The sequence below is a fragment of the Streptomyces sp. NPDC004284 genome (genome assembly GCF_042874035.1).
In the GTDB taxonomy this organism is placed as follows: domain Bacteria; phylum Actinomycetota; class Actinomycetes; order Streptomycetales; family Streptomycetaceae; genus Streptomyces.
The window spans coordinates 158,461-183,818 of record NZ_JBIAMJ010000010.1 but is presented as its reverse complement, the minus strand read 5'-3'; the positions used below and the strand labels follow the sequence as shown (position 1 = coordinate 183,818).

The window sequence follows — 25,358 nt, the reverse complement described above, 5'->3', positions numbered from 1 at the left end:
TCGAATCGACGGGGAAGGCACAGCCATGTCACGCATCGCCATCGTCGGAGCCGGGCCCGGCGGCCTGGTCCTCGCCCGCGTCCTGCACCTGCACGGCATCGAAGCCGTCGTCTACGAACGGGACGCGTCGCCCGCCGCCCGCGCACAGGGCGGCATGCTCGACCTCCACGTCGACAGCGGCCAGCGGGCCCTGCGCGAGGCCGGGCTGGAGGCGGAGTTCCTCCGGATGGCCCGGCGCGAGGGCCAGGACATGCGCCTGCTCGACCACACCGGGAGGATCCTGCTCCAGGAGGACACCCCCGAGGACGCTCCCATGGCACGCCCCGAGGTCGACCGGGCGGACCTGCGCGCGATCCTCCTGGACTCGCTGCCGCCGGACACCGTCGCCTGGGGGCGGGGCCTCCGGCACGCCGAGGCCCTGCCCGGGGGCCGCCACCGCCTGCACCTCGCCGACGGCGGCACCGCCGAGTGCGACCTGCTCGTCGGAGCGGACGGCGCCAACTCCCGCGTACGCCCCCTCGTCTCGGACGCCCGCCCGGCCCACCTCGGCACCCACATCGTCGAGCTGGGCGTTCCCGACCTCGCCCGTACGCGGCCCGACCTGGCCGCGAGGGTCGGGCGCGGGAACTACTGGGCCTTCGGACCCGACCGCTCGCTCTCCGCGCAGCTCAACGGGGACGGGCGGCTGCGCGTCTACCTCAGCTTCCACGGCCCGGAGGGCCGGCGCGCCATCCACGGCATCGACGCCGACGAGCCGGTCCGCGCCCGGGGCCGGCTGAGGGACCTGTTCGCGGGCTGGGCGCCGCAGTTCACCGAGTTGATCGACGCCTGCGACGACACCGTCGTGCCCCGCACCCTCACCACCCTGCCGGCCGGTCACACCTGGCCCCACGCGCGCGGCGTCACCCTCCTCGGCGACGCGGCCCACCTCATGCCGCCGGCGGGCGACGGCGCCAACCTGGCCCTGCTCGACGGGGCCGAACTCGGCCGTGAGATCGCGGCCGGAGCCGGGGACCTCGACGGAGCCGTACGCCGCTACGAGGCGGCCATGTTCCCCCGGGCGGAACAGGCCGCGCGCTTCTCCGCGCGGGTCCACGAGATGCTGAGGGCACCCGATGCCGCCCAGCGCCTGCTGTCCGTCCTCCAGCCGGCGGGGGAGTGACTAGTCGCCGGTCGTGCCGTCGAGCAGCTCGCGCAGGATGTCCAGGTGGCCGTTGTGGCGGGCCGTCTCCTCGGCGAGGTGGAGGAGGATCCAGCGCAGGTCGACGTGGACGCCGCCGCGGACGGTCCGCTTCGCCGTGGCGTCCAGGTCGTTCGCGGCGACCAGGTCGCGGTAGCGGGCGCTCTGCTCGGCGTACTCGTCGAGCAGCTGCGCGAGCGGGAAGTCGACGGCGATGCGCATCTCGCGGTCGGGGTCGTCGTCGGTCCAGGGCCCCTGGTCCTCCTCGCCGAGGAAGACCACCTGGAACCAGTGGTACTCGACCCAGCGGAGGTGGTTGACCAGTCCGCTCAGGGTCATCAGCGGCGAGCCCGGCAGGAGCGCCTTGCGGGCGTTCTCCGCCGAGACGCCCTCGCACTTGGCGCGGACGGTGTCACGTGCGTAGTCGAGGAACGTGGTGAGCTGGGTGCGCTCGTCCCACGCGGTCGGGGTGTCGTCGATTCTGTTCATCGCGTGCAGCGTCCCCGATCATGGGATCGCTGTCGAGGCAATTACGGCCCTGGACACGGGGCCCGGCACACCGCACCCGCCACGGACGGATCGGAGCGCAGGATGCTCGAGGACTTCGCCGACCTCTCCACGCCGTTGATCGCCGACGCCTGCGTACGGCTCGGGGAACCGCTGCGGGCCGCGCCCGCCGGGATCCTGCCCGTCGTCGCCGGGCAGCGCCTCGCCGGACGGGTGCTGCCCGCCCGCCACTACGGAAGCGTCGACGTCTTCCTGGAGGCCTTCGCGCACGCCGCGCCCGGGGACGTCCTCGTCATCGACAACGGGGGCCGCCGCGACGAGGCCTGCGTCGGCGACCTCGCCGTCCTGGAGGCCGAGGCGGCGGGCGTCGCCGGGGTCGTCGTCTGGGGCCTGCACCGGGACACCCCGGACCTGGTCGAGATCGGACTGCCCGTCTTCTCGTACGGACGCCACGCGCCCGGCCCCGTACGCCTCGACGACCGGGACCCGGACGCGCTGACCACCGCGCGGTGCGGCGACCACGAGGTGACCGCCGCCGACGTGGTGTTCGGCGACGACGACGGTGTGGTCTTCCTGGCGGCCGACCGCGCGGACGCCGTCCTCGAAGCCGCCCGGGCCCTCTTCCACGTCGAGCGGGAACAGGCCCGCCGGATCAGGGCGGGGGAGACCCTGCGCGCGCAGACCCGGTTCGACGACTACCTCGCGGGCCGCGCCGAGGACCCCTCGTACACCTTCCGCCGCCATCTGCGCCGGATCGGCGGCGCGATCGAGGAGTGACGCCCCTCCCGCCGGACGGCGCGGTCAGCCCTCGAAGCCCACCGTGCCGTCCGGCAGGACCGCCTCCACGCGCGCGCCGTGCTCCACGGTCCGGCTCACCGTGCAGAACTTCTCGTGCGTCAGGCGCACCCCCCGGGCGAACACCTCGGCCGCCTTCGGGTTGTTGTCCGGCAGGTCGAACTCGTAGCTCACCCGGATCCGGCCCAGTCGGCCGTCGTCCTCGGGACCCGACACCGACTCCACCACGATCCGCAGGTCGTCGTGGTCCACCGCCCGGGCCGTGCGGTCGATCACGAGGCCGCCACAGCCGCCCATCGCCGCGAGCAGCAGCTCGACCGGGGTGAACGAGGGCTGCGCGTCCGCGTCGTCGGCGGCGGCCATCCGCACCTCCGCGCCCCGGTCGTTGCGGGCGGTCCAGTTCCGGTACCCGGTGCGGACGGTCTCGATCCGGTAGTCGGCCATGACGGCGAAGCTCCTTCGTTCACGTGCGTGTTCCCGTACGGTACGCGCCGGACACGCCCCTCAGACGCCGCGCGCGCCCGCGCGGGCGCGGACGACCGCGCCCCAGGCCTCGGACACCGCTCCCCAGACCGCGCGGAGTTCCGGCTCCGCCTCCCGCACCGACGCCACCGCGGCCTCCGGATCGCCGCCCGCCGCGCGCAGGTCCTCCCCGTCGACGGCCGCCCACGCCGCGACCGTGTCCGCGCCCACCTCCGGATGGAACTGCACCGCCCAGCCCGCGCTCCCGACCCGGAACGCCTGGTACGGGCAGTCGTCACCGGTCAGCAGCGGCACGGCGCCGTCCGGGAGGCGGTCCACCTCGTCCCAGTGCCACTGTGCCGCCGGGGCGCCCTCCGGCACTCCGCCGAGCACCGGGTCGCCCTCGGCGGCCGGGAGCCTGCGCAGCGGTACGGCACCCGCCTCGGGCCCCCGGGCCCGCCGCGACACCGCGCCGCCCAGGGCGTGCGCGACGACCTGGCCGCCCAGGCATATCCCGAGCAGCGGCACCTCCCCGGCCACGGCCTCGCGGACGAGCCCACGGACCCGGGGCAGCCACGGCGCGGCCTCGTCGTCCTCGCAGTTGGCGGACCCGCCCAGGACGAGCAGCCCCGCGTGGCCGCCCAGGGTCTCCGGCAGGGCCTCGCCCCGCCAGGCCCGTATCACGTCCAGGCGGAGCCCGGTCCGTACGAGGCGCTCGCCGACCAGGCCGGGACCGGCGTCCTCCTCGTGCTGCACGACGAGCACGGCCGGACCCCCGCGCCCCGTCGCCCCGGTCTCCTTCGTCTCCGTCGTCTCCGTCGTCACGGTCGCCCCGCCTCCACGTCCGGTCCCGGGAACGCCCAGGCGCGTTCACTCCCCCGAGGATCTCCGACCGAGGATCTCCGAAGAAGCCCCCGTGCGGGAGTCCCTGGTGGGGGCCGTGCCCGAGCACATCTGAGTAGCCCGGTACGGGCGCCTGAGTACGCCGACCGATACGGCCGCCGCCGCCCGCTGATGGACTGGGGTCATGACCTTCGACGCCCGGCGCACCCGCCGCCTCCAGCACGTCACCGCCACCGGCTCGGCCCTCGCGGTGGCCCTCGGCCCGCTGGTCCTCGGCGCGCTGCTCGCCAAGTCGGTCGGCGGGGACCCGATGGCCTCCGTCAACGCCCTGATCGCGGGCGGCGGCCAGCGCGCCCGGATCTCCCGCGCCCAGCTCCGCTCGGGCACGCGGCTGCGGCCCGGTGTCCGGCTCGGCGGGCCGGCCGTGCGCCGCCGTGCCTCAGCCGCGCGGTCTGCGCGCCAGGAGGAAGGCCTGCGGCGTGCTCTCCACGGGGTCCGGCTCCCGTACCAGACGGGCCGACTCGACCAGCCCCGCCGCGGACAGCAGACCCGAGAGACGGTCGGGTGACCAGCGGTACACGTCGAGATCGACCTCGTGCCCGTACGCCCGCTCCAGACGCACCCGCTCGTCGCCCACCTTGAAGGCGACCAGCACGTACCCGCCCGGCGCGAGGACCCGGTGGAACTCCGCGAAGCAGGCGGCGAGTTCCTCCTCCGGCATGTGCACCGTCGAGTACCAGGAGAGCACCCCGCCGAGCGAGCCGCCGGGCAGGTCGAGCGCGGTCATCGACCCCACCTCGAAGCGCAGGCCCGGGCAGGTCTCCCGGGCGACCGCGATCATCCCCGGCGACAGGTCCACACCGAAGACCTCGGCGCCGAGGTCCCGCAGATGGGAGGTCACCCGGCCCGTCCCGCAGCCGAGGTCGCCGATCGCGCGCGGCCCGCCCGCCGTCTCCACCTTCTCCACGAAACCGGCGATCATCGCCCGGTCCAGCGGTGTCGTCGCCAACTGGTCGGCGAGCAGCCGCTCGTAGGCGACGGCGACGGTGTCGTACGAGCGGCGGGTGGCGGTGACGTGCGGGGCCTCGGTCATGCCGGAACCCTACGACGATCGCCCCGGCGGCCGTCCCCGGTCGTCTCCGGCGAAGGGTCCCCGGAGGCCCCCCGCATGCGCGATGATCGTCGCCTCTGAAGATACTCGGCGGTAGCAGGCCGGGGCCATGGCGAAAGGGCACACCGAATGGCGAGGCGGCACCCCGCGCGGGACGAGCACCACACGAGCGGTACCGGGGACGGAGGTCCGGGCGAACGCGGCATCGGACGGCGCCGGTTCCTCGGGTACGTCCTGGCCGCGCCGACCCTCACCGTCGCCGCCCAGCTCGGCGCCGAGGCCCTCGCCCCGCGGCAGGCCGCCGCCGCGACGCCGGCGCTCGTCCCCTCGCTGCCGGGACCGGCCGAACTCCTCGACCTCAACGAGCTGCTGACGCTCGCCGCCCTGCCCACCAGCAACCTCATCACCATCCGCATCGACACCGACGGCACGGCCCACTTCGCCCTGCCCCGCGCCGAGGTCGGCCAGGGCGTCACCACCTCCAGCGCCATGATCGTCGCGGAGGAGCTCGACCTGCCCCTGGACAAGGTGAAGGTCACCCTCGCCGACGCCCGCCCCGAGCTGCTCTTCAACCAGCTCACCGGCGGCTCCAACACCACCTACTCCACCTACACCCCGATCCGGGTCGCCGCCGCCCTCGCCCGGGCCCGGCTGCTGCACGCCGCCTCCCTCGTCCTCGGCGCCGCCGTCGAGACCCTCACCACGAAGGCCGGCGCCGTCCTCTCCCCGGCCGGCGCGCTCCTCGGCTACGGAGACCTCGCCGAGAAGGCCGGCGCCGTCACCGACGCGGCCGTCGAGGTCACCCTCAAGGACACGGCCGACTTCCAGGTCATCGGCACCGGCCGGAGCCGGGTGGACGCCCTCGAAGCGGTCACCGGGCGCAAGAAGTTCGCCATGGACCTCCAGGTCCCGGACGCGCTGCCCACCATGGTCTGCCGTCCGCCCACCATCAACGGCACGGTCCGCTCCGTGGCCAACCTCGCCGAGGTCCGGGCCATGCCCGGCATCACCGACGTCGTCACCGTCTCCACCGGCGTCGCCGTCCGCGGCCGCACCTTCGGCCAGTGCGTCGACGCCGTCCGCGCCCTCCGCGTCGACTGGGGCCCCGGCACCGCCGAGGGCGCCTCCGACGCCACCGTCCTGGAGAAGCTCCGCAAGGCCGAACTCCCGCTCGTCATACCGCCGTTGCCGCTCCTGACGAAGGCGGTCGACGCCCGCTTCACCTTCCACTTCGCCAGCAACGCCGCCCTGGAGACCAACTGCGCGATCGCCGACGTCCGCAAGGACTCCGCGGAGATCTGGGCCTCGGTCAAGGCGCCGATCGTCGCCCAGGAGAAGATCGCCCTCAAGCTCGGCCTGCCGCCCACCGCCGTCCGCGTCCACGTCACCGAGGGCGGCGGCTCCTTCGGCCGGAAGCTGTTCTCCGACGCCGCGCAGGAGGCCGCGGAGATCTCGAAGGCCCTCGGCAAGCCGGTGAAGCTGATGTGGCACCGCACCGACGACTTCCGCCAGGGCCGTACGCACCCGATGTCCACCTCCCGGGTGCGGGCCACGTACTCGCTCGGCGAGGTCCTCACCTACGAGCAGCGCCACACCTCCGTGGCCACCGACTTCGGGCACGGCCTCGGCGAGGTCCTGACGGCGGAGGCGGCCCGGCTGCCCGTCGCCGACGCCACCTTCTCCGAGACGATGTTCCAGCTCACCCAGATCAGCCCGTACCACCTCGGCGTCACCACCCAGCTCCTCGCCGAGACCGACAAGGGCTTCAACACCGGCTCCATGCGGAACATCTACTCGCCCAACGTCCGCTGCGCCCAGGAACTCGTCATGGACGAACTGGCCGAGCGGATGGGCCAGGACCGGTACGAGATGCGGCGCCGGCTCCTCAAGGACGCGCGGGCCCGCGCCGTCCTCGACAAGGTCGCCCAGGCGGGGCGGTGGGGGCGGAGCATGCCGGCCGGCACGGGCCAGGGCATCGCCGTCCACACCGAGTACCACTCCGCCGTCGCGATCCTCGCCGAGATCGACTGCCGGCCCGAGACGGCCGGGCGGAAGGTCCCCAACGCGTACACCGGGCCGCGCGTGACCAAGGTGGTCTGCGCCGTCGACGTCGGCCTCGCGGTCAACCCGCGCGGCCTGGAGGCCCAGATGATGGGCGGCATCGCCGACGGCATCGCCATCACCCTGACCTCCGGACTCCACCTGAGCGACGGGCACTTCCTCGAAGGCAGCTGGGACCAGTACTTCTACACCCGGCAGTGGAACACCCCGCCCGAGCTCGAGATCATCGTGATGCCCCCGAGCGGCGACAAGCCGGGCGGCGCGGGCGAGCTCGCGGTCGCCGGCGCCATGGCCGCCGTCGCCTGCGCCTACGGCCGGGCCACCGGCGCGATGCCGACGGTCTTCCCCGTCAACCACGCCGAGCCGCTCGCCTTCACCCCCCTGCCGACCGTCCCGCCCGTCCCGGCCTCGCCCACCGACGGCCGCGACCGCACCATCTGAGACCTGGAGCCCCCGTGCCGCAGCACACCTTCATCCTGAACGGCAAGGCCGTCACCGCCGACGTCGAGGGCGACGTCCGGCTCCTCTGGGTCCTCCGGGACGTCCTCGGCGTCACCGGCCCCAAGTACGGCTGCGGGGTCGGCGTCTGCCGGGCCTGTACGAGCCACCTCAACGGCAAGGCGTTCACGCCCTGCGCCGTGCGCGTCGACGACGTGGCCCCGACCGACGAGATCACCACCATCGAGGGCCTCCCGGACACCGTCGGCGCCGAACTCCACCCGATGCAGGAGGCCTGGCTCGACCTCGACGTCGCCCAGTGCGGCTTCTGCCAGCCGGGCCAGATCATGGCCGCGGTCGCCACCGTCCGCAAGGCGCGCGAGGCCGGCCGTGAGGTCACCGAGGCCGACCTCGACACCATCCGCAACATCTGCCGGTGCGGCACCTACCACCGCATCCGGCAGGCCGTCCTGGAGGGCGCCCGCAGGATGAAGTGAGCGCGGCGCGGCCTGTGTTCAGGGCGCCGACCGGAGCAGGGCCAGGGTGGACTCCAGCTCCTGGCGGGTCAGGCGGGCGGCCTCCTCCGGGTCGCCCGCCTCCACCGCCCGGACCACGTCCGCGTGGGCGTCCTCGCCGTGCCGGAGGTCGGTGCCCCGCAGCCCGAGCAGGTCGAGCAGCTCGATCAGGCCCTCGCGGAGCGCCGGCGCGAACTCGCCGAACAGATCGGTCAGGACGGGATTGCGGGCCGAGGCCACGATCGCCGCGTGCAGGGCGATGTCGGCGTCCACGAAGGCCGCGTCGTCGCCCGCGCCGGCCGCCACCCGCCCGGCCAGCGCCTTCCGCATCGCCGCCACGTCCTCCTCGGTCCTGCGCCGCGCCGCGAGGCGCGCCGCCTCCACCTCGACCAGCATCCGCACCTCGTACACGTCCGTCACCGCCGCCCGCCGCAGCCGGGCCGGCCAGTCCTCCGTCGGCCGGGTCGCGATCACGAAGACGCCCGCGCCCTGCCGCGGCTGGACGAGTCCGGCGCCCGCCAGCGCCCGCAGCGCCTCACGGACCGTGGAGCGCCCCACGCCCAGCTCCTTGGCGAGCGTCGTCTCGCCGGGGAGCTTCGTGCCGACCGGCCAGTGGCCCCGGACGATCTGCTCGCGCAGGCGCTCGGCGGCCTGTTCGACCAGGGGGCTGGGACGCAGGGCGCCGAGCGGCATGGGGTCACCTGATTCTCTGATGTCCGGCCCTTCGCGAAGGTCCGGACGGCGGGCGCGTCCTCCGGATCGCGGGGACGCCGCCGAGGAATCTACCCGAACTTGTCTGAGGAGTACTTGTCTGAGGAGCTGAGGAGTGGCTACGGTACCCGCCATGATCCGCAATCCCCAGCGCCCCGGCCCCATGCCGTACCACCGCTACCGCCCGTTCCAGGACCGCGTCCACGTCCCCGAGTTCGACCGCCGCTGGCCCGACGCCCGTCTGGAGCGCGCCCCGCTCTGGGTCCCCGTCGACCTCCGCGACGGCAACCAGGCCCTCGCCGAGCCGATGGACACCGACCGCAAGCACCGCTTCTTCGAGCTCCTCGTCTACACGGGCTTCAAGGAGATCGAGGTCGGCTATCCCTCCGCCAGCCGCGCCGACTTCGACTTCGTCCGCCGGCTCGCCGGCCTCGTCGCCTCCGGAGCCGTCCCCGAGGACGTCACCCCGGTCGTCTTCACCCCGGCCCGCCCCGAGCTCATCGAGCGCACCTTCGAGTCCCTCGACGGCCTGCCCCGCGCCGTCGTCCACCTCTACATCGCGACCTCGCCGGTCTGGCGCGACACCGTCCTCGGCCGCGACCGCGCCGAGGTCCGCCGCACCGTCCACGAGGCCGCCACGCTCATGGCGCGGCTCGCCGAGGCCCGCCCCGGCGCCGACATCCGCTTCCAGTTCTCCCCGGAGACCTTCAACCTCACCGAGCCGGACTACGTCCTGGAGCTCTGCGACGGGCTCACCGAGCTGTGGGACGCGAGCCCCGACCGGCCGGTCACCCACAACCTGCCCGCGACCGTCGAGATCTCCACCCCCAACGTGTACGCCGACCAGATCGAGTACGTGCACCGCCACCTCGCCCGCCGCGACTCCGTGATCCTCTCCGTCCACCCCCACAACGACCGCGGCACCGGAGTGGCCTGCGCCGAACTCGCCGTCCTCGCCGGAGCCCAGCGCGTCGAGGGCTGCCTCTTCGGCAACGGCGAACGGACGGGCAACGTCGACCTGGTGACCCTCGCCCTCAACCTCTACGCCCAGGGCGTCGACCCCATGCTCGACCTCTCCGACATCGACGCCGTCCGCGAGGTCGTCGAGCACTGCAACCAAATCCCCGTCCACCCCCGCCACCCCTACGCGGGCGAGCTCGTCCACACCGCCTTCTCCGGCACCCACCAGGACGCCATCAGCAAGGGCCTCGCCCGGCACGCCAAGGACGCCGCCGAGGCCGGGATCCCGCCGGAGCTCGCCCCCTGGAACGTGCCCTACCTGCCCCTCGACCCCGCCGACCTCGGCCGCGGCTACGAGGCCGTCATCCGCGTCAACTCCCAGTCCGGCAAGGGCGGAATCGCCCATCTGCTCCGCACCCACCACGGCCTCGACCTGCCGGAGCGGATGCGCCCCGACGTCTCCCGGACCGTCCAGGCGGTGACCGACGACAGCGGCCGCGAGGCCACCCCCGACGACCTCCACGCGCTCTTCCGCACGGCCTACCTGGAGCCCGGCCGGGGCGCGGGACCCCTCGCCCTGGAATCCTGGACCACCGACCGAGACGCGACGGGCGGCCACCGCTTCACCTGCGTCCTGCGCGTCGGAGACCGTACGGAACCGGCCGAGGGCAAGGGCAACGGACCGCTCTCCGCCCTGGCCGACGCCCTCACCCGGGCCGAAGTCCCCGTCGACGTCCTCGACTTCACCGAGCACGCCGTCTCCTCCGGCAGCGCGGGCGAGGCCGCCGCCTACGCCGAGTGCCGCGTGGGGGACCGCACCGCCTGGGGCGCCGGCCTGGACACCTCCGTCCTCACCGCCTCCGTCCAGGCCGTCCTCTCCGCCGTGAACAGGGCGTACGGGTCATGAGCCGGCCCCTGGAGGCGTCCGGGCCCGCGCCCCAGGCCGGGCCGCCGCGTCCGGCCGTGCCACCGCCCGCCGCCGCCCCGCCCGTCCTCCACGCCGAGGCCGTCACCGTCGTCCGCGAGGGGAACCCCCTCCTGAACGACGTCACGCTCACCGTCCGGCCCGGAGAGCACTGGGCGCTCCTCGGGGCCAACGGTGCCGGGAAGACCACCCTCCTCGGCCTGCTCGGCGCCCAGACCCATCCGACCCGCGGCCGGGTGGAGGTCCTCGGACGCCAGCTCGGCCGGGTCGACCTGCGCGAACTGCGCACCTCCATCGGCCATGTGACGCCGCGTCATCCACTGTGCTCCGCCCTCGCCGTGCGCGACGTCGTCCTCACCGGAGCCGTCGGATCCGTCGAGCGGCCGCCCCGGTGGACCCCCACCCCCGCGCAGGAGGCGCGGGCGGACCGCCTGATCGCCACCCTCGGGCTCGCCGGGCGGCACGCGGCCCGCTGGCCCACCCTCTCGCAGGGGGAGCGGGGCCGGGCACTGATCGCCCGGGCGCTCATGCCCGAGCCCCGGCTCCTGCTGCTCGACGAGCCCGCCACCGGCCTCGACCTGCCCGGCCGCGAGCAGCTCCTCGACGCCCTGGACGCCCTCGGCGCCGAACACCCGGACCTCGCCACGGTCCTGGTCACCCATCACCTGGAGGAGCTGCCCTCCGGCACCACCCACGCCCTGCTCCTGCGCGAGGGCCGGGCGCTCGCGCGGGGGCCGGTCGAGGAGGTGCTCACCGGGGAGCAGCTCGGCGCCTGCTTCGGCCTGCCCCTCACCGTGGAGCGGCACGGCGGTCGGTACGCCGTGCGAACGGTCCGCGCTACGCCGACGACCCCGCCGCCAACTTCTCCCGCACCACGTCGAGATACTCCGCCACCGCGTCCCGGTTCCGGGTCAGACAGCGGATCCGGTCGGTCATCCGGTCCCGCTCGTTCTCCAGGGTCTCCAGCATCTCCGGGGTCGCGTCGGGGAAGTGGATCGTCCGCGGCTTGTTCAGGCAGGGCAGGATCTGCTTGATGATCCGGGTCGGCAGGCCGGCGTCGAGCAGGCCGCGGATCTGCATCACCCGGTCCACGTTCGACGTGTCGTAGACGCGGTAGCCGTTCGGCAGCCGTTCGGCGACGATGAGACCCTGCTCCTCGTAGTAGCGCAGCAGTCTGCGCGGTGTTCCGGTGCGCTCGGACAGCTCGCCGATCCGCATGGGAAGCCCCCTCGAGGCAGTCGCTTGACCTTCACACCAATGTGAGGGTTCGAGCATACGGACATGACCCACGACACGACAGTGGCGGCCGGTTCCGCCACCCCCGCGCGCCCCGAACCCCGCCCCGCCTCCGACCGGTTGCCCCTCCCGGCCCTCCTGGCCCTCGCCACCGCCGTCTTCGTCACCAGCCTCACCGAGACCCTCCCCGCCGGAGTCCTGCCCGGCATGAGCGCCGACCTCGGCGTCGGCGAGGCCGCCATGGGCCAGTCGGTCACCGGCTACGCCCTCGGGACGGCCCTCACCGCCGTACCGCTCGCCGCCCACACCGCCGGCTGGCGCCGCAAGCGCCTGCTGCTCACCTCGATGGCCGGCTTCGCCGCCGCCAACACGGTGACGGCGGTCTCCTCCTCGTACGCCCTCACCATGGGCGCCCGCTTCCTCGCCGGGGTCGCCGCGGGCGTCGCCTGGGCCCTGCTCGCCGGCTACGCCCGCCGCATGGCCCCGGCGCACCTCCAGGGCCGGGCCGTCGCCGTCGCGATGACCGGCATCCCGCTCGCCCTCTCCCTCGGCGTCCCCGCCGGCACCTTCCTCGGCGACGCCGTCGGCTGGCGGGCCGCCTTCACCGCCATGACCGTGATCGCCGTCGGGCTCCTCGGCTGGATCGCCCTCGCCGTGCCCGACCTGCCCGGCGAACCGCGCGGCGGACGCGCCCCGGTGGCCCGCACCCTGAGGACCCCGGGCGTCCTCCCCGTCCTGGCCGTCACCTTCACCCTCGTCCTGGCCCACACCGTCCTCTACACGTACGTCGCCGCCTACCTGGACCACCTCGGCCTCGGCGGCTCCACCGGTCTCGTGCTGCTGGTCTTCGGCGCCGCCTCGCTCGCCGGGATCTGGTTCACGGGCCGTCACATCGACCGCAGGCTCCGGACCCTGACCCTCGCCGGAGCGCTCCTCTTCGCCGTCGCGGCGGCCGCGTTCGCCGTCGGGACGGCGAGCACGGCCCTGGTCCTGGTGGCCGCCGCGCTCTGGGGCCTCGGCTGGGGCGGCGCGCCCACCCTCCTGCAGACGGCGGTCGCCGAGGCGGGCGGGGACGACGCCGACACCGCCCAGACGATGCTGGTCAGCCTCTGGAACGCGGCCATGGCGGCCGGCGGCGTCGCCGGCGGCCTCCTCCTCGACGGGCTCGGCGCCGGCGCGCTGCCCTGGAGCGTCCTCGTCCTGCTCGTCCCGGTGGTCGCGATCGTGACCGGCGCCCGGGCGCACGGTTTCCCGGCCCGCGGGTGAACCCCGCCTGTTCCCCCGGACGCACCGAGGCCCCCACCGCGCGCGGTGGGGGCCTCCGTACGTTCCGGTCCGGGTCAGACGCCCGGCGGCACCCGGGACGGGCGGCCGCTGCCGCGCGTCAGGGCGTAGCCGCCGATGCCCGCGAGCGCGGCCAGGACGCCGCCCGCCAGGGTCCAGATCCAGCGGTCGGACCACCAGCCGGAGGACCAGCCGTCCTCCGGGGCCGCCGCCTCGACGGCGGTCTTCCGGCCGGCGTCCTCGTCCGCCTTCGCCTGGTCGGCGGTGGTCGCCCCCGGGACGAGCGGCGCGGCGAGCGAGCCGTCGGTGGCGTAGGCGCCGCCCTCGTCGAGGACGTCTGCCCCGATCCGCGCGGTGAAGGGCTGGCCGAGGTCCTCGTCCGGACCGCCGGTGACGGTCAGCCGGACGTAGTAGCTGCCGGGCAGCGGGTCGTTGGCCCAGGCGTCGGCCGAGGCCCGGACCGGGCGCAGCACACAGGCCAGCTCCACGGTCGCGGCCTCCTTCGCCGCCGTACGGGACTGCATCCCGTACATGCACGGCTGACGCCGCCGCAGCCCGTCGTACACGTCGATCCGCCAGGTGGCGGGCCCGTGCCGCAGCGCCGCGTCGGGCAGCGTGACCGTGGCCTTCACGGTCGGCCGCTCCCCGGTGTCGGCCGGGAACACCCAGTACAGGTAGTCACCCGTGGCGGCCTGCGCCGTGGCCTGCTGCCCCGGCAGGAACCGGGCGGCCGTACGGAAGGTGGTGCCGGCCTCCGTGGGCCCGGCCTCCTCGGAGGGGGACGCCGAGGGGCTGGGCGAGTCGGCCAGGGCGGCCGGGGCCGCGAGACCGAGCAGGGCCGCGCCCGCGAGCGCGGCCGTGGCGAGCATGCGGACGGTACGCATCAGTTGGTCCTCCAGACAGCGACGCGCCAGCGGGACAGCCAGCCCCAGAGCAGACCGGCGAGGAAGCCGACGAGCACGAGGACGCCGAGCAGCCACCAGCCGCGGCCGAGACCGAACGAGGCGATGTCCGAGGCGGACGCGGGGCCGTCGACGACGTCCACCGTCAGCTCGACCGGCATGCCCGGCGTCGTCTTGACCGACGGGGGAGCGGAGAAGGAGTTGCTGACCTGGAGGCAGACCGTCTCGGCCGCCGGCTTCGCGTCCCCGGGGCCGTCGTCGGCCTCCGGCTTCGGGTAGCGCAGTCCGGTCGAGATCACGTCCGTGCGCCCGTCGCCCGCCTCGGAGCCGCGGACGATCTCCCGGCCGTGGAGCGTGACGGCGCGCAGCAGCACCCCGTAGTCGTTGTTGACGGCCCGGTCGGCCGACACGCTGACGGAGGCGCGCAGCTCCTGGCCGGGCAGCAGGTCCACCCGGTACCAGCGGTGCTCGCCGAAGGACTCGCGGTCCGTGTAGAGGCCGGGCTTCAGCTGCGGCGCCTTGTCGCACTTCGCCGCGCCCTCGGTGGCCACGGGGGTCACGACCGGGTCGGCCGCGCGGTCCACCAACTGCTTGACGCGGCGGGAGAGCTCCTCGGTGCGGTGGACCGAGGTGTACGTGCCTCCGGTGGCCTCCGCGATGCAGGTGAGCTGCTGCCGGGTCTTGGCGTCCGGCACGAGGCCCAGGGTGTCGATGACGAGGTGGATGCCCTTCGCCGCGATCTCCCGGGCCACCTGGCACGGGTCGAGCGGGGCGCAGGTGTCCTCGCCGTCCGTGATGAGCACGATCCGCTTGGTCGCTCCGTCCTCGCCGAGGTCGTCGGCCGCGCCGAGCAGCGCCGGGCCGATCGGCGTCCAGCCGGTCGGGGCGAGGGTGGCGACGGCGGTCTTGGCCTCGGTCCGGTCGAGCGGCCCGACCGGGTACAGCGAGCGGGTGTCCTTGCAGCCGCGCTTGCGGTCGTTGCCGGGGTAGTCGGCGCCGAGCGTGCGTATGCCGAGCCGGACCTCCTCCGGCACCGCGTCCAGGACCTCGTTGAAGGCCTGCTTGGCGGCGCTCATGCGGGACTTGCCGTCGATGTCCTTGGCCCGCATGGAGCCGCTGACGTCGAGGACCAGCTCGACCTTGGGGGATTCCTTCGCCACCGGCTCGTCGGCGGCCGCGCCCGTCGGCAGGAGCGCGACGCTCAGGGCGGCGAGCAGCGCGCAGGCCCCGGTCGCCAGCCGTTTTCTCGTGATCATCGCCGGATCGTATTGATGAACGTCCGACAAACCCAAATCAGGACTGACTGTTGAGGAAGCCGATGAGGCAGGCGCCCCACCAACCGGTCTGGCTGACGGCCGCGGCCAGGCCCGAGCGGACGAGCAGCCGGCGGGGGACGGCCGTCGAGCGGTGGGCCGCCAGGAGCTGGCCGAGCCGGTGCGCCCAGAGGCCGTTGAGGGTGACGGCGACGACGAGCCCCAGTTTGACCAGGGTCAGCGGGGAGTGGAGGTCGGGGCGGAGGAAGAGCCCGGAGACGACGAGCCCGCCGAGGCCGGCCCAGATCGGCGTCTGGAGGGCGACGGCCGTGTCGAGGACACCGGAGAGGGGCCGCTTCCCGGTCAGCCAGAGCACGGCGAACCAGTCGACGGCCAGGACCGCACCGAGTCCGACGACGAGGAAGGCGACGTGCAGGAACCGGGCCACGGTCAGCAGGGAGTCGTCCGGGTGGACGTGTCCGGCGGTCCAGCAGGCCGCCGCGATGCCGGCGGTGGCGACGAGCCCGAGGGCGGCGAGGAGCCAGGGCGGGGTGAGCTCCTGCGCGGTTCTGGACATGCGTTGATCTTCCGGACGTATGGACGAAATAAGTTAGGTAAGGCGAAGCTAAGTTCTCTCCCGTGTGCACGTCAAGCCGGTGTGGTGTGCGTCCCAGCCCTCGAAAGAGCCGCTCAGCGGTGCTCCGGGTGGGGGAACTCCGGCTTGCGCCCGGCGTCCCAGGCCGAACGCCGGTTGCCGTGGGCCGGGATGCCGCCCGCCCGCTTCAGGAGCCCGGCCGGATGCATCAGGTTCCAGGCCATGAAGCCGGTGTTCCGGTTGGTGAAGTCGTTCTCCGGCCCGCCCGAGCCCGGATCCAGGTACGAGGGCCCCGGACCGGCCTCCCCGATCCACCCCGCGTCCGCCTGCGGCGGCACCGCGTACCCCAGCTGCTGGAGGCCGTAGAGGACGTTCGTCGCGCAGTGCTTCCCCCCGTCCTTGTCGCCCGTGATCAGACAGCCCCCGGCCCGGCCGTAGTACGCGTACCGCCCGGCGTCGTTCAGCAGGCTGGGACAGGCGTAGAGCCGCTCGATCACCCGCTTCATCACGGAACTGTTGTCACCGGGCCGGATCGGCGGAACACTCTGGCACGCTATCCGGCCGGCAGTTCACCCATGAGATCGCCGACGCGACTTCCGCGTTGTGGTGGAACTTCGTGGGTCGCACGGACGAGGAGACCCTTAAGGCTCGCGAGACGGGACGGCAGGCAACCGCTTCGGCGAGGTGACGTGCTCCGACAGTGACCGCCTGGACGCCCGAAGGTCTTGGCGGCGCAGTTGAAGGCTCGGGGGGCGGGTGCGCTGTTCGGCTTCCTCGACACCATCCACAAGCGGGCCGCCGGCATTGTCGACACCCTCGCCCTGGGCACCCTGCATGAGGCGTGCGGGAGGGGCATCCCGACCGTGGTCCTGTCGTACGTGAGCGCCGCCATGACAGCCCACCCGGCGTACGGCCGAAGCCTGACCGGCTGCGGGCGATGGGCGCGCTGAGCGGGTCGTATGCGCCGCACCGGCCGAAGGCGGGGGAGCGAACCGCTCCCGGTGGGGCGAAGCGCCGGAGTCGATTGCGCAGTCGGTACGGCGCCGAGGTGTGCACCCTCAAAGGCCTTTTCCACCGGATGGTGCTCGCCGACGACGGATTTGTCGAGGCCGGCGGGGATGTGGAACATCCGGGGAACACGGTCGGGTGGAGGCGTCGGCCCATGAGTGACGGTTCGTCGCGGCGGACGAGTACGTGGACGTCGGCGCAGCGGGCGGCATGTGTCGCACCGGGCCGGGCGGCCTTCCGGGCACGGCGGTCAACCTGTCGCTGCGGTCGGTGTCACCAGGTGCCGGAGGATCATGTGCCGGGAGTATCACCCTGAGACAGCCGTGTATCGATCCTTTTGTCGAGTTCCGTCATGGTGCGGTGAAAGACGCGTTCGAGGTCCACGTTGTAGCGGTGAGTCGGAATGAGTACCGACCACAGGCAGTCGGCGAGCTCGTGTTCCAGCGCAGGCCGACCGCCCGGGTGCTCTCTCGCACCCTCCTCCGCGATGACGAGTGTGGCCAGGCCGCCGACGTCGCCCATGAAGCCGAGCACGAATTCGGTGCGTGTCCGGACCCGGCCGCGCTCACGACGGTTCAGCTCGTCGTAGCGGTCATGGATGCGTATCGCCTGCTGCTTCAATTCGTCGAAGTCCGCGGAGTCCGTCCCTTCGGGGTGAGTGGGCTGAGGAGCATGGTCCGTTTGCCGGTCCTTGCGTGACGAGGAGTCCTGGAGGCTAGCCCGTCGTGCCGAAACGAGCGGGAAGCATGTGACGACGGGGAAAGGAGCGCCGAACCAGGTGGCGGGTTCAGGTCGAGAAGTATCGGCCCAGGACCTGGTGCAGATAGTCCGTGCCCGGGCCGAGGCGGGCAGCCCGTTCGCCCGAGGGGACGAACGCGATCTCGTCGAGCACGGGTACCACCCCGCGCTCCGTCACCGACACCGCGAGCTCCGCACGTCGGCGCCGTACGAGTGCGCTGGGCACGGGCGGGGCGAGGAAGTGGAAGCCGAGGCTGCCGAATTGTGTTACCCGAGTGAGGCCCCACAGCCGCAACTCCTCGTCGGAGGCGGGTATGCCGAGCTCCTCGGCCAGTTCGCGGGCGGCATGCCGACGGAGTGACGCCATGTCCAGCGGGCGGGGCCTGCCGCAGGGGGTTCCGCCGAGCCGCCGGGGAAGCTCCAACGGCCGGGCGACGCGGTGGTGGGGGACCCGCGTCCGACCGCGAGTCCGGCCTCCGTCGGCAACAGGACGGTGAAGAAGACGGACCCGAGGACCTCTTCGGCCGGCCGCAGTTCCCGCAGGGCCCGCTGCCGGTACGTCATTCTTGCCCATCGCACAACCGACGGGCCGGGCCCGGGCAGGTCGATGCCCAGGCTCGCGACGAGCGGGCCGTCGAAGGCGGTGGGGTTGTGGGCCTTCGTCTCCGCCCGGAGACGGTCGACTTCGCCTCGTTCCTGTGGTGACAGGGCTGGTGGAGGGTGCTCGACGAAGTCGGTCTGCTGCGCGTCGAGGAACTCGACAGGGAGATGCCCGAGCTGCGTCGGAGGCCCTTCCTGCCCGCCGGGGCGCTCGGCTCGATCGAAAGCGGCGCGTACGGCCCCACACCGGCTGCTCTGGTTCGGAGACGCTGGATCGCTAGCGGTCGAGCATGAGGGGAACGGCCAGGTGGCCACGGAGAACCGATCGCCGCCCCGGCCGAGTCCGCAGCGCTCGGGCAGCACACGTCAGTCGGAGAAGCCCCTGGTCGCAGTACTCGGCCCGGTGGAGCGACGTTGGCGCGAAAGACGGGGGCACGCTCCCCGCGTACGCGCCCCCACGCGCCGCCAGCCGGGCGCGGCACCGGGCAGGTCTTCACTGAATCTCTTTCATCCTGTGCCGGAGGATGAAAACGGCTCACTGAATCTCCTGCAGCAGCTGCCGCCGCTTGTGCTCGGCATCCGTGTCCTCCCAGGAAGCGGCCACGATCCTGGCCGCTTCCGCGGGCAGTCGGCGTCGCCGGCCGCAGCGGTGCGGCTCGAGGGGGGTGGTCAGCCGGCCGAAGGAGCGGTGGACGCGGCGCTGGCGAAAGCGGGGGCGGCCTGGGGAGACGATGAGCCGGGACGGCAGTTCCACGACACGTACGGGCCGATCGTCGAACGGATCCAGCACTCCGCAGGCATCATCAAGGAGGGCTTGGCGAGCATCCACACGGCGATGGTCGACATGGCGGACGGGCACATAGAGAACGAAGCTCTGATCGAGGCGATGTTCCGGAAGGTGGTGCCCGCGGCCGATGAGGGACCCGACGGCCCGGGGCGCCAGGAGTGAGTGCCGGTGACGAAGTCCGGGAGATCGTCACTGACGTCACCGGAATCGAGTGGCCCGCGGGCAACGTCGGCAAACTGCGCGACATCGCGAACGCCCGGCGCGCTTTCGCTGACGACATGGCAGACATAGCGGTAGCTGCCGATAAGGCGGCGCAGACGCTGATTCACGACAACTCCGGCGAGGCGATCTCCGCCTTCGCGGACCCCTTCCGGGCTCGCTACTACAGCGACAAGAAGGGGTGGCCGCAGGACCTTGTCGATGGTCCCCGCTCGCTGGCGGACGGCATCGACAAGTACGCCGATGCCGTGGCCGACGCGAAGAAGAGGCTCGACCATGAGGTGGAGATCGCCGGAGCCGTCATCGTCGCCGGTACTGCCCTGGCGTTCTTCACCTCGGAGCCACTGAAGTCGGCGCGGCTGCAGCCACTGCCACCATCGTCGAGCTCGCCGCGACTGTGGGAGCAGCTCTGACGACAGAGGTCGCCACCATCGCCGGCACCGTCTTCGCGACCGCAGCCCTCGCGGGCATCGAATCCGTCACCGTCGACCTTGCTGTCGCCCAGCCGCTCAAAATCGCTGCGGGCGTTCAGACCGTGGCCTCAACCTGGACGAGGCCCGGGACGCCGGATTCTTGGAGCCCTTACCGGCGGAGCGCTCGGCGGCGCCGGAAGGACGTTTCAGCTTGCCCGGGAAGGCGGCGGACTCGCAGGGCTGTTTCCAGGGTCGGCGAGCGGTATCGGTGGACCCGACCCGCTTTCGCCGGGCTTCCCGACGGGATCCCGGCCGGCGACCCCTACACCTTTCGAACGGGGGCGCCCTCCGGGTCGGGCTCGGGACCTGGTCGAGGTCCCTGGCCGGCATCGAGCGAGCTGCAAGGGCCGGCTGCAGGCAAGGAGCTCAAACCGCCCCACGCGCGCCACACTGTTTCGGGGGCAGCCAGTGGCGAGGTGAAAGAGAGCAACAGTGTCATCCTGCGAGGCCGCCAGAGCGCTGTTGCCCAGGGCATAGCCGACATCGCCGGTGGTAAGGCGACCTACGTCAAGGAACTCGACCGCTACGAGGTGAACGGGCGGGTCTATGGTGTCGAAGACTCAGGAAGGGTCTATCCCGACTCCGGTCCAGGCATCGTGAAGCTCGACAGAAACGAGTACGCAGCCCTGCAGCAGGTAGCCAAGGCGAAGGGGGACGTCAGCGCCGCACCGCAGCTGACCAGGAACCCGCGTTTCACCAACAACCCAGGCATCGTCGAGAAAGCCCTGGCCATCTGCAACGGGACGTATCCGTGACGTACAACCTCCTTGCCGTCGGCGCCGTCAGCCCCGAGACCATGGGCGTCGCACTTGCCGGAAGCCTTGGTGTCGCGATCGGTGATGTGGACGTGGCCGATCCTGACGGCGACCCCGACCTCCGGAACTGGGATGCGCCCGTCTCGTGCGAACACCGCGCAGTCCACGGTGACATCGCGTGGTCGCTGGACATCTACGTCCAGGGTGAAGCGGCTGATCAGCCGCTCGAGTCCGAGATCGCCGAGGCGTTCGCGAAGGCGGCCACGACGACAGTCCTGTACCCCGCAGCCGAAGCACTTCCGAGCGCCTATTGGGCAGTGACACCGGACGGCCTTCTCACGCGTGCCCGGCTCGAACTCTCCGACGACGAGCCCCCTCTCTACGAGGTCACCGCCGTCGAGGCGCCGGTGGCGCAGCTGCCCCGGGCGATCGTGGTGAGGTTCGCCGAGATCGTGCGGGAACAGAAGCCGGACACTCCTGTGGCCGAGGCCTTCGCGGCATCGGTGGAGCAGGTGCGGCAAGCAGCCTCGGGCCTGGCGCGGCTTGCCTGGGACGACGACACGGGCAGCCCCATCTGGTCCGCCAGGGACAACCTGGTCGTATGGGAGCGAGTCATCAGGCAGCTGGAATCCGGGTGGGCGCCATCAGGGTGGTATCCGGCCGACCTCTATCGAGAACGGTTGGAAGCCCGCGACGAGCTCGCCGGCATCGGTGCCCGACTGCCTCGCGAGGTCACCGAGCTGCTTGACAAAGCTCTGGAGGAATTGGACAGCCGGTTTGCCGCTGCAACGGCTGAAGACCCGTCGGGAAGCCTTCGCAGGGAGCTGACCGGTGCGTCTGGACAGACCTCGGGCGGCTGGTGGTGGCATCGCCGCCCAGATCCCACACCGTGGGAACAGGCCTGACTTCGTGCAGACCGATCCGACCTTGCCTTCACGGCAACGGTGCAGGCCCGGTGCGCGACGGGAATCTCGTTCCGGGCCTGCCGCCACGGGCCGGGGATCGGTCAGCGAATCTTCACGGTGGCGCAGGTGAACGTCGTGCCCTGGAACAGCGCGGGAGTGACGGCGACGCCGGTCAGGTGCGCGGCCAGAGCGAACGCCGCCGTCGAGGACAGATCCGTCTCCGGATCGTCGCCGTCGAAGGGGGAGACCCAGCTCGCCCCCGCGGGGGCCGGCAGCGCTTGTTCCTCGGTGACCCCGAGGTAGCCGTTGGGTTCGATCAGCAGTGTCCAGGTGCCCACCGTCGTCATGGCGACCAGTTGTCGGTCCCCTTCTCCAGGTAGTACTGGGCGAAGGCGGCGTCGACGCCTTGCAAGGGTGCCTCCGGCCGTCCTTCGAGCCGGGACATCAGCTCAGCGGGCGACAGCCCTAGCGGCACCTACAGCACTCAAGCCGGCCGCCGAAACGCCCCGGCTCAAACACAGGGGCCTCGGACCCCATGCGCCATCGCGAGCCCCCTCTGCCGCCTTCGCCCATCGGCGACCGAACTGGTCGGTCTTGAGACGTTTCTGCCGGTCAGCAGCCGGTCGTCGCAGCGTGGCCTACTGCTCGAGGACCACTACATCCGGGCCGCCGTCGTCCTGGGCGATGAACCCGAATCCTTTGTCCGCGTTGAACCACTTCATGGTTCCGGTAGCCATCACATGTCCCTCGCACTCGGTGTCCACTGCTTGATCCCCGGCTTCTCTACGGCGCCCAGCCCGCCCTAACGGTGCTCGGGGTTCTCGAAGTCGAAGCGGCAGCCGGCGTCCCACTCGGAGCGCTGGTTCCCGTGCGCCGGGATGCCGCCGGCGTCCTTGAGCATCCGGGCGAGGTGGAGCTGGTTCCAGGTCATGAAGGTGGTGTTGCGGTTGGTGAAGTCGTTCTCCGGACCACCGGAGCCGGGATCGAGGTACGACGGTCCCGGGCCGGCCGGGCCGACCCAGCCCGCGTCGGCCTGCGGCGGGATGACGTATCCGAGGTGCTGGAGGCTGTAGAGGACGTTCATCGCGCAGTGCTTGGCGCCGTCCTCGTTGCCGGTGATCAGACAACCTCCGACCCGGCCGTAGTACGCGTACTGGCCGTGCTCGTTCAGGATCGACGAGCAGGCGTACAGGCGCTCGATCACCTTCTTCATGACCGAGGAGTTGTCTCCCAGCCATACAGGTCCAGCCAAGGTGAGGATGTCCGCGGCCATCACCTTCGAGTAGATGACGGGCCACTCGTCGGTCTCCCACCCGTGCTCGGTCATGTCCGGCCACACACCGGTCGCGAGGTCGAGATCCACCGCCCTCAGCACCTCGACCTCGACGCCCTGGCGCTCCATGATCCCGGTGCTGATGTCGATCAGCCCCTGAGTGTGGCTGCGCTCCGGCGACCGCTTGAGGGTGCAGTTGATCACCAGGGCGCGGAGATCACGGTAGGACGTGCCGGTTTCGGTCATCGATGCGTCCCCTTGCGGACGAGTGGGTGGTCGGGCGGCGCAACGTGCCCGGTTGCCGACGTCGATAGGGTCCCGGGTTGGTCCGGCCGAAAATCCCGTCCACTGTCTCGCCTCGTCGGGCGGAATGACCGAACGCCGCGCCAACGGTCACGGAGTCGGCCACCCGATCACCCGCGTGGCCCCGAACCGATGACATGTATCCCCGAATCAGATCGGCCCGCACAGCACCAGGATGTCGGCGGCCATCACCCGCTCGTACAGCTCGGGCCAGGCGTCCGGCGCCCACCCGTGTTCCGTCGTGTCGGGCCACACGCCGGTCGCGATGTCCAGGTCCACCGCCCGTACCGGCGAGGTCGTCACCCCCTGTGCCTCCATCACCGAGGGGATGCGTTCGATCAGCCCTTCGGTGTTGCTGGCCTCGGGGGAGCGCTTGAGCGTGCAGTTGAGGTACAGCGCGCTGAGGTCGTCGTACCGGTACGGGGGTGCTGGGGGCGCGGACATCGGCGGGGGCTCCTCGCTGCGGGGGCGGGCCCCGGGCCGGGGCCCACCCCCGCAGCCTGCGCGCCCCGGGTCGCTCCGGGGCGACCGGACGCATGAGGGCTTTCAGAGGGGGGAGCCGTCGGCATCGGGGAGCGGGCGGGCCCGGACGCTTCGGTCGTGCTCCTGATGGCCGCCCGAGGCGAGCATGCGGACCTCGGCCTGGTCGCTGATCTCGGCCCGGATGATGCCGGTGGCGTCGCTGTACACCGGATGGCCCCCGGACCCCGTGAGCTGGGTGCGTTTTACGATCACGACGTCCTGGGCCGAGCCTGTGCTGTCGGAGAACACCAGCTCGTAGCGGAGTGGGTTCATCTCCCCGATTTTACGCCGATCGGACAGGCTCACCTGCTGGGGCCACCGCGTCGACCAGGGCGGCCAGGGCCGCCCCGAGGGCCTCGGCGCCCGGGTTCGCGGGGCCGCCCGGCTCGCTCATGTACAGGTCGCGGCGGATCTCCACCATGAGGGCGCTCACCCGCGGATCCCGGCCGTGGAACTCCAGCGGCACGTACGTCCCGGCGAAGGGGCTGTCCGTCCCCACGCCGCCGAACCCGCCGAACGCCTGCCGCGCCGCGTCGAGCAGCGCGGGGGGCGTGTGGAAGGCGTCCGTGCCGAGGCAGACCGGTGGGCGCGGGCCGTCGCCGTGCAGCTCGTAGGGCAGCGGCCCGGTCGGGTACGAGTGGACGTCGATGACCACCACCCGCCCCGCGACGGCCAGCCGCTCGGCCACGGCCTCCGTCATGGCCCGGGCGTACGGGGCGAAGTACCGGTCGATCAGCGGCTCCGGGTCGAAGCCGGCCGGCCGCAGCGGCGCGCGGTGGGTGGTCCGGGTGTACACCGCGCCCATCCCCACGGACAGCATCTCCTCGCGCTCGTCGGGGAAGCGCTCCGGGTCGACGACGAGCCGTGAGAGCCCGTTGACGAACCGCCAGGGCGCCGTGCCGGCCGCCGCAGCGGCCACGGCGGCGATCCCGGCCGTGTGGGAGTCCGTGATGCGGTCCAGTTCGAGGGCGAGTTCCTCGTCGCCGAGCAGGATCCCCGCGCGCACGTCCGGAGGGATCTCGCGCGAGGAGTGCGGCACATGGAGGAGGACGGGGGAGTCCGGGGCGCCGGGGAGGAGGCGGAAGGAGGGCGTGGTGTCGGTCATGCGGCGATCCTGCCTCCGACCCCGCCCGCGCCGTGGCGAAACCGCTGGTTAGAGTGGGACGAGGTCGCGCCGCCGCACCAGGCCCAGGCGTGAGACCGGGCCGACTGTCGACCACAGGGACCCGTACGACCACCCCTTCCCGTCTGCCCGTCCCTGTCCCGGAAACCGCGCATCCCATGAGCATCGACGCCGCACCGCGTCCCGACACCGTCGCTTCCGCCCCACGGGCTTCCCGGCTGGCCGGGCGCGCCCCGGCCCGGCCCGCGCCCGCCGCCGCCTTTCACAGCGTCAGCGCCGCGACCGCCGCCCTCCTCGGGCTCGTCGCCCTCGGCGCCCTCATCCACGAACCGGTGCTCATACCCCCGCTGGCCGCCAGCGCCGCGCTCGTGCACTGTGCCCCCGCACTGCCCCTGGCCCAGCCGCGGAACGTCGTCCTCGGCCACCTCGTCGGCGCCGCCGCCGGATACGCCGTGGCGGCCGTCGCCTCCTCCGGCAGCGCCTGGGCGGCCGCCGTCGCCGCCGGGGTCGCCCTGGCGGTGAACACCCTGGCCCGCACCCCGCACTCGCCGGCCTGCGCGACCGCCGTCGTCATCGTGCTCCAGGCCCCCGCGCCCGGCCGGTTCGTCCCCCTGCTGTGCGGGTCCACGGTGCTGCTCGTGCTCACCGCGTTCGCCGCCTCCCGCGTCCGCCGCGCGGCACCGAGGTACCCCGCCTACTGGTGGTGAGCCACCGCGCCCCGCCCCCGCACCCGCCCCCCTGCGCCCCCGGCGTGGCGACCGTACGCCCTCCGCTCGGCCGCGTGTGCGGGCGCCTGCGGCCCGGTGCGCCCCGGTGACACGCACCTCCGGGCGCCTTCCTCCGGGGGGAACGCGTCACGTTCAGACCGGTTCCG

27 protein-coding genes and 4 pseudogenes are annotated in these 25,358 nt (G+C 72.8%); 13 read left to right on the top strand and 18 right to left on the bottom strand.

Translation table 11 applies throughout. The features are described from left to right. Window positions 1-25 precede the first annotated feature (25 nt). Window positions 26-1,162, top strand: a complete 1,137-nt coding sequence (locus tag ACFYUS_RS25345; protein WP_388856323.1) for an FAD-dependent oxidoreductase — start codon at window positions 26-28, stop codon at window positions 1,160-1,162. On the opposite strand, the gene ACFYUS_RS25340 is transcribed toward ACFYUS_RS25345, so the two are convergent. Continuing rightward, window positions 1,163-1,669 (bottom strand): DinB family protein, encoded by a 507-nt coding sequence (locus tag ACFYUS_RS25340; RefSeq protein ID WP_388856320.1) that lies wholly within the window; start codon window positions 1,667-1,669, stop codon window positions 1,163-1,165. Between the two features lie 102 nt (window positions 1,670-1,771). Between ACFYUS_RS25340 and ACFYUS_RS25335 the strand changes: the two genes are divergently transcribed. Then, on the top strand, window positions 1,772-2,464 hold the full coding sequence (locus tag ACFYUS_RS25335) for an RraA family protein (protein ID WP_388856317.1): 693 nt from the start codon (window positions 1,772-1,774) through the stop codon (window positions 2,462-2,464). A 24-nt stretch (window positions 2,465-2,488) separates the two neighbouring features. Here the strand turns inward: ACFYUS_RS25335 and ACFYUS_RS25330 are convergent, their stop codons facing one another. The 3 genes from ACFYUS_RS25330 to ACFYUS_RS25320 form a co-directional block, all read right to left on the bottom strand. Beyond that, on the bottom strand, window positions 2,489-2,926 hold the full coding sequence (locus ACFYUS_RS25330; RefSeq protein ID WP_388856314.1) for an OsmC family protein: 438 nt from the start codon (window positions 2,924-2,926) through the stop codon (window positions 2,489-2,491). A gap of 60 nt (window positions 2,927-2,986) precedes the next feature. Then, window positions 2,987-3,769 carry a type 1 glutamine amidotransferase gene (locus tag ACFYUS_RS25325; protein ID WP_388856311.1) on the bottom strand — a complete coding sequence of 261 codons (783 nt, stop codon included), beginning with the start codon at window positions 3,767-3,769 and terminating at the stop codon, window positions 2,987-2,989. A 457-nt stretch (window positions 3,770-4,226) separates the two neighbouring features. Further along, window positions 4,227-4,880 (bottom strand): class I SAM-dependent DNA methyltransferase, encoded by a 654-nt coding sequence (locus tag ACFYUS_RS25320; protein ID WP_388856308.1) that lies wholly within the window; start codon window positions 4,878-4,880, stop codon window positions 4,227-4,229. Window positions 4,881-5,027: 147 nt separating this feature from the next. Between ACFYUS_RS25320 and ACFYUS_RS25315 the strand changes: the two genes are divergently transcribed. Then, on the top strand, window positions 5,028-7,400 hold the full coding sequence (locus ACFYUS_RS25315) for a molybdopterin cofactor-binding domain-containing protein (protein WP_388856305.1): 2,373 nt from the start codon (window positions 5,028-5,030) through the stop codon (window positions 7,398-7,400). A gap of 14 nt (window positions 7,401-7,414) precedes the next feature. Beyond that, window positions 7,415-7,894, top strand: a complete 480-nt coding sequence (locus tag ACFYUS_RS25310) for a (2Fe-2S)-binding protein (protein ID WP_388856302.1) — start codon at window positions 7,415-7,417, stop codon at window positions 7,892-7,894. 18 nt (window positions 7,895-7,912) lie between these two features. Here the strand turns inward: ACFYUS_RS25310 and ACFYUS_RS25305 are convergent, their stop codons facing one another. Next, window positions 7,913-8,605, bottom strand: a complete 693-nt coding sequence (locus tag ACFYUS_RS25305; protein ID WP_388856299.1) for a FadR/GntR family transcriptional regulator — start codon at window positions 8,603-8,605, stop codon at window positions 7,913-7,915. A 151-nt stretch (window positions 8,606-8,756) separates the two neighbouring features. Here ACFYUS_RS25305 and leuA point away from each other — a divergent pair, with 151 nt between their 5' ends. Together leuA and ACFYUS_RS25295 are read left to right on the top strand one after the other, a co-directional pair. Next, entirely contained in the window at window positions 8,757-10,490 is a 1,734-nt protein-coding gene (leuA, locus tag ACFYUS_RS25300) for a 2-isopropylmalate synthase (protein ID WP_388856296.1), read from the top strand. Continuing rightward, window positions 10,487-11,344: pseudogene (locus ACFYUS_RS25295) on the top strand (ABC transporter ATP-binding protein); the annotation flags it as partial. The gene leuA and the pseudogene ACFYUS_RS25295, both read left to right, overlap by 4 nt. A 1-nt stretch (window position 11,345) precedes the next feature. Here the strand turns inward: ACFYUS_RS25295 and ACFYUS_RS25290 are convergent. Then, window positions 11,346-11,726, bottom strand: coding sequence for a MerR family transcriptional regulator (locus ACFYUS_RS25290; protein ID WP_388856293.1), 381 nt, complete (start codon window positions 11,724-11,726; stop codon window positions 11,346-11,348). A 63-nt stretch (window positions 11,727-11,789) separates the two neighbouring features. On the opposite strand from ACFYUS_RS25290, the gene ACFYUS_RS25285 reads away from it, so the two are divergent. Then, on the top strand, window positions 11,790-13,010 hold the full coding sequence (locus ACFYUS_RS25285; RefSeq protein WP_388856290.1) for an MFS transporter: 1,221 nt from the start codon (window positions 11,790-11,792) through the stop codon (window positions 13,008-13,010). A gap of 74 nt (window positions 13,011-13,084) precedes the next feature. Here the strand turns inward: ACFYUS_RS25285 and ACFYUS_RS25280 are convergent, their stop codons facing one another. The 4 genes and pseudogenes from ACFYUS_RS25280 to ACFYUS_RS25265 all read right to left on the bottom strand — a co-directional run. Beyond that, entirely contained in the window at window positions 13,085-13,912 is an 828-nt protein-coding gene (locus ACFYUS_RS25280) for a hypothetical protein (protein WP_388856287.1), read from the bottom strand. After that, on the bottom strand, window positions 13,912-15,186 hold the full coding sequence (locus ACFYUS_RS25275; RefSeq protein WP_388856283.1) for a VWA domain-containing protein: 1,275 nt from the start codon (window positions 15,184-15,186) through the stop codon (window positions 13,912-13,914). The genes ACFYUS_RS25280 and ACFYUS_RS25275 overlap by 1 nt, the downstream gene beginning before the upstream one ends. A 37-nt stretch (window positions 15,187-15,223) precedes the next feature. Further along, a complete protein-coding gene (locus tag ACFYUS_RS25270) occupies window positions 15,224-15,760 on the bottom strand; it encodes a hypothetical protein (protein WP_388856280.1) in 537 nt (178 codons plus the stop codon). Window positions 15,761-15,873: 113 nt separating this feature from the next. Next, window positions 15,874-16,314: pseudogene (locus ACFYUS_RS25265) on the bottom strand (flavodoxin family protein); the annotation flags it as partial. Between the two features lie 189 nt (window positions 16,315-16,503). Between ACFYUS_RS25265 and ACFYUS_RS25260 the strand changes: the two are divergent. Then, a complete protein-coding gene (locus ACFYUS_RS25260; protein ID WP_388856277.1) occupies window positions 16,504-16,728 on the top strand; it encodes a hypothetical protein in 225 nt (74 codons plus the stop codon). A 349-nt stretch (window positions 16,729-17,077) separates the two neighbouring features. Here the strand turns inward: ACFYUS_RS25260 and ACFYUS_RS25255 are convergent, their stop codons facing one another. After that, a complete protein-coding gene (locus ACFYUS_RS25255; RefSeq protein ID WP_388856274.1) occupies window positions 17,078-17,407 on the bottom strand; it encodes a nucleotide pyrophosphohydrolase in 330 nt (109 codons plus the stop codon). 166 nt (window positions 17,408-17,573) lie between these two features. Beyond that, window positions 17,574-17,891 carry a hypothetical protein gene (locus ACFYUS_RS25250; protein WP_388856271.1) on the bottom strand — a complete coding sequence of 106 codons (318 nt, stop codon included), beginning with the start codon at window positions 17,889-17,891 and terminating at the stop codon, window positions 17,574-17,576. A 747-nt stretch (window positions 17,892-18,638) separates the two neighbouring features. Between ACFYUS_RS25250 and ACFYUS_RS25245 the strand changes: the two genes are divergently transcribed. The 4 genes from ACFYUS_RS25245 (at window position 18,639) to ACFYUS_RS25230 (ending at window position 21,263) form a co-directional block, all read left to right on the top strand. After that, entirely contained in the window at window positions 18,639-19,073 is a 435-nt protein-coding gene (locus ACFYUS_RS25245; protein WP_388856268.1) for a hypothetical protein, read from the top strand. Further along, window positions 19,070-19,543, top strand: coding sequence for a hypothetical protein (locus ACFYUS_RS25240; RefSeq protein WP_388856265.1), 474 nt, complete (start codon window positions 19,070-19,072; stop codon window positions 19,541-19,543). Before ACFYUS_RS25245 ends, ACFYUS_RS25240 begins: the two co-directional genes overlap by 4 nt. Window positions 19,544-20,019: 476 nt before the next feature. Then, window positions 20,020-20,358 carry a hypothetical protein gene (locus ACFYUS_RS25235; RefSeq protein WP_388856262.1) on the top strand — a complete coding sequence of 113 codons (339 nt, stop codon included), beginning with the start codon at window positions 20,020-20,022 and terminating at the stop codon, window positions 20,356-20,358. Further along, window positions 20,355-21,263, top strand: a complete 909-nt coding sequence (locus ACFYUS_RS25230) for a hypothetical protein (protein WP_388856259.1) — start codon at window positions 20,355-20,357, stop codon at window positions 21,261-21,263. Before ACFYUS_RS25235 ends, ACFYUS_RS25230 begins: the two co-directional genes overlap by 4 nt. Before the next feature lie 101 nt (window positions 21,264-21,364). On the opposite strand, the gene ACFYUS_RS25225 is transcribed toward ACFYUS_RS25230, so the two are convergent. The 6 genes and pseudogenes from ACFYUS_RS25225 to ACFYUS_RS25200 all read right to left on the bottom strand — a co-directional run bounded on the left by ACFYUS_RS25225 (window position 21,365) and on the right by ACFYUS_RS25200 (window position 24,466). Further along, entirely contained in the window at window positions 21,365-21,610 is a 246-nt protein-coding gene (locus ACFYUS_RS25225) for a DUF6461 domain-containing protein (RefSeq protein ID WP_388856256.1), read from the bottom strand. A 303-nt stretch (window positions 21,611-21,913) separates the two neighbouring features. Then, window positions 21,914-22,000, bottom strand: a pseudogene (locus ACFYUS_RS25220) (cold-shock protein); the annotation flags it as partial. Window positions 22,001-22,065: 65 nt separating this feature from the next. Further along, window positions 22,066-22,782, bottom strand: coding sequence for a flavodoxin family protein (locus ACFYUS_RS25215; RefSeq protein WP_388856253.1), 717 nt, complete (start codon window positions 22,780-22,782; stop codon window positions 22,066-22,068). Window positions 22,783-22,992: 210 nt separating this feature from the next. Then, window positions 22,993-23,283, bottom strand: a pseudogene (locus tag ACFYUS_RS25210) (NAD(P)H-dependent oxidoreductase); the annotation flags it as partial. A 102-nt stretch (window positions 23,284-23,385) separates the two neighbouring features. Continuing rightward, window positions 23,386-23,634 carry a DUF6296 family protein gene (locus ACFYUS_RS25205; RefSeq protein WP_388856250.1) on the bottom strand — a complete coding sequence of 83 codons (249 nt, stop codon included), beginning with the start codon at window positions 23,632-23,634 and terminating at the stop codon, window positions 23,386-23,388. 10 nt (window positions 23,635-23,644) lie between these two features. Further along, window positions 23,645-24,466, bottom strand: a complete 822-nt coding sequence (locus ACFYUS_RS25200) for an N-formylglutamate amidohydrolase (RefSeq protein ID WP_388856247.1) — start codon at window positions 24,464-24,466, stop codon at window positions 23,645-23,647. Window positions 24,467-24,642: 176 nt separating this feature from the next. Here ACFYUS_RS25200 and ACFYUS_RS25195 point away from each other — a divergent pair, with 176 nt between their 5' ends. Then, window positions 24,643-25,191 (top strand): HPP family protein, encoded by a 549-nt coding sequence (locus ACFYUS_RS25195; protein ID WP_388856244.1) that lies wholly within the window; start codon window positions 24,643-24,645, stop codon window positions 25,189-25,191. Window positions 25,192-25,358: the final 167 nt, after the last annotated feature.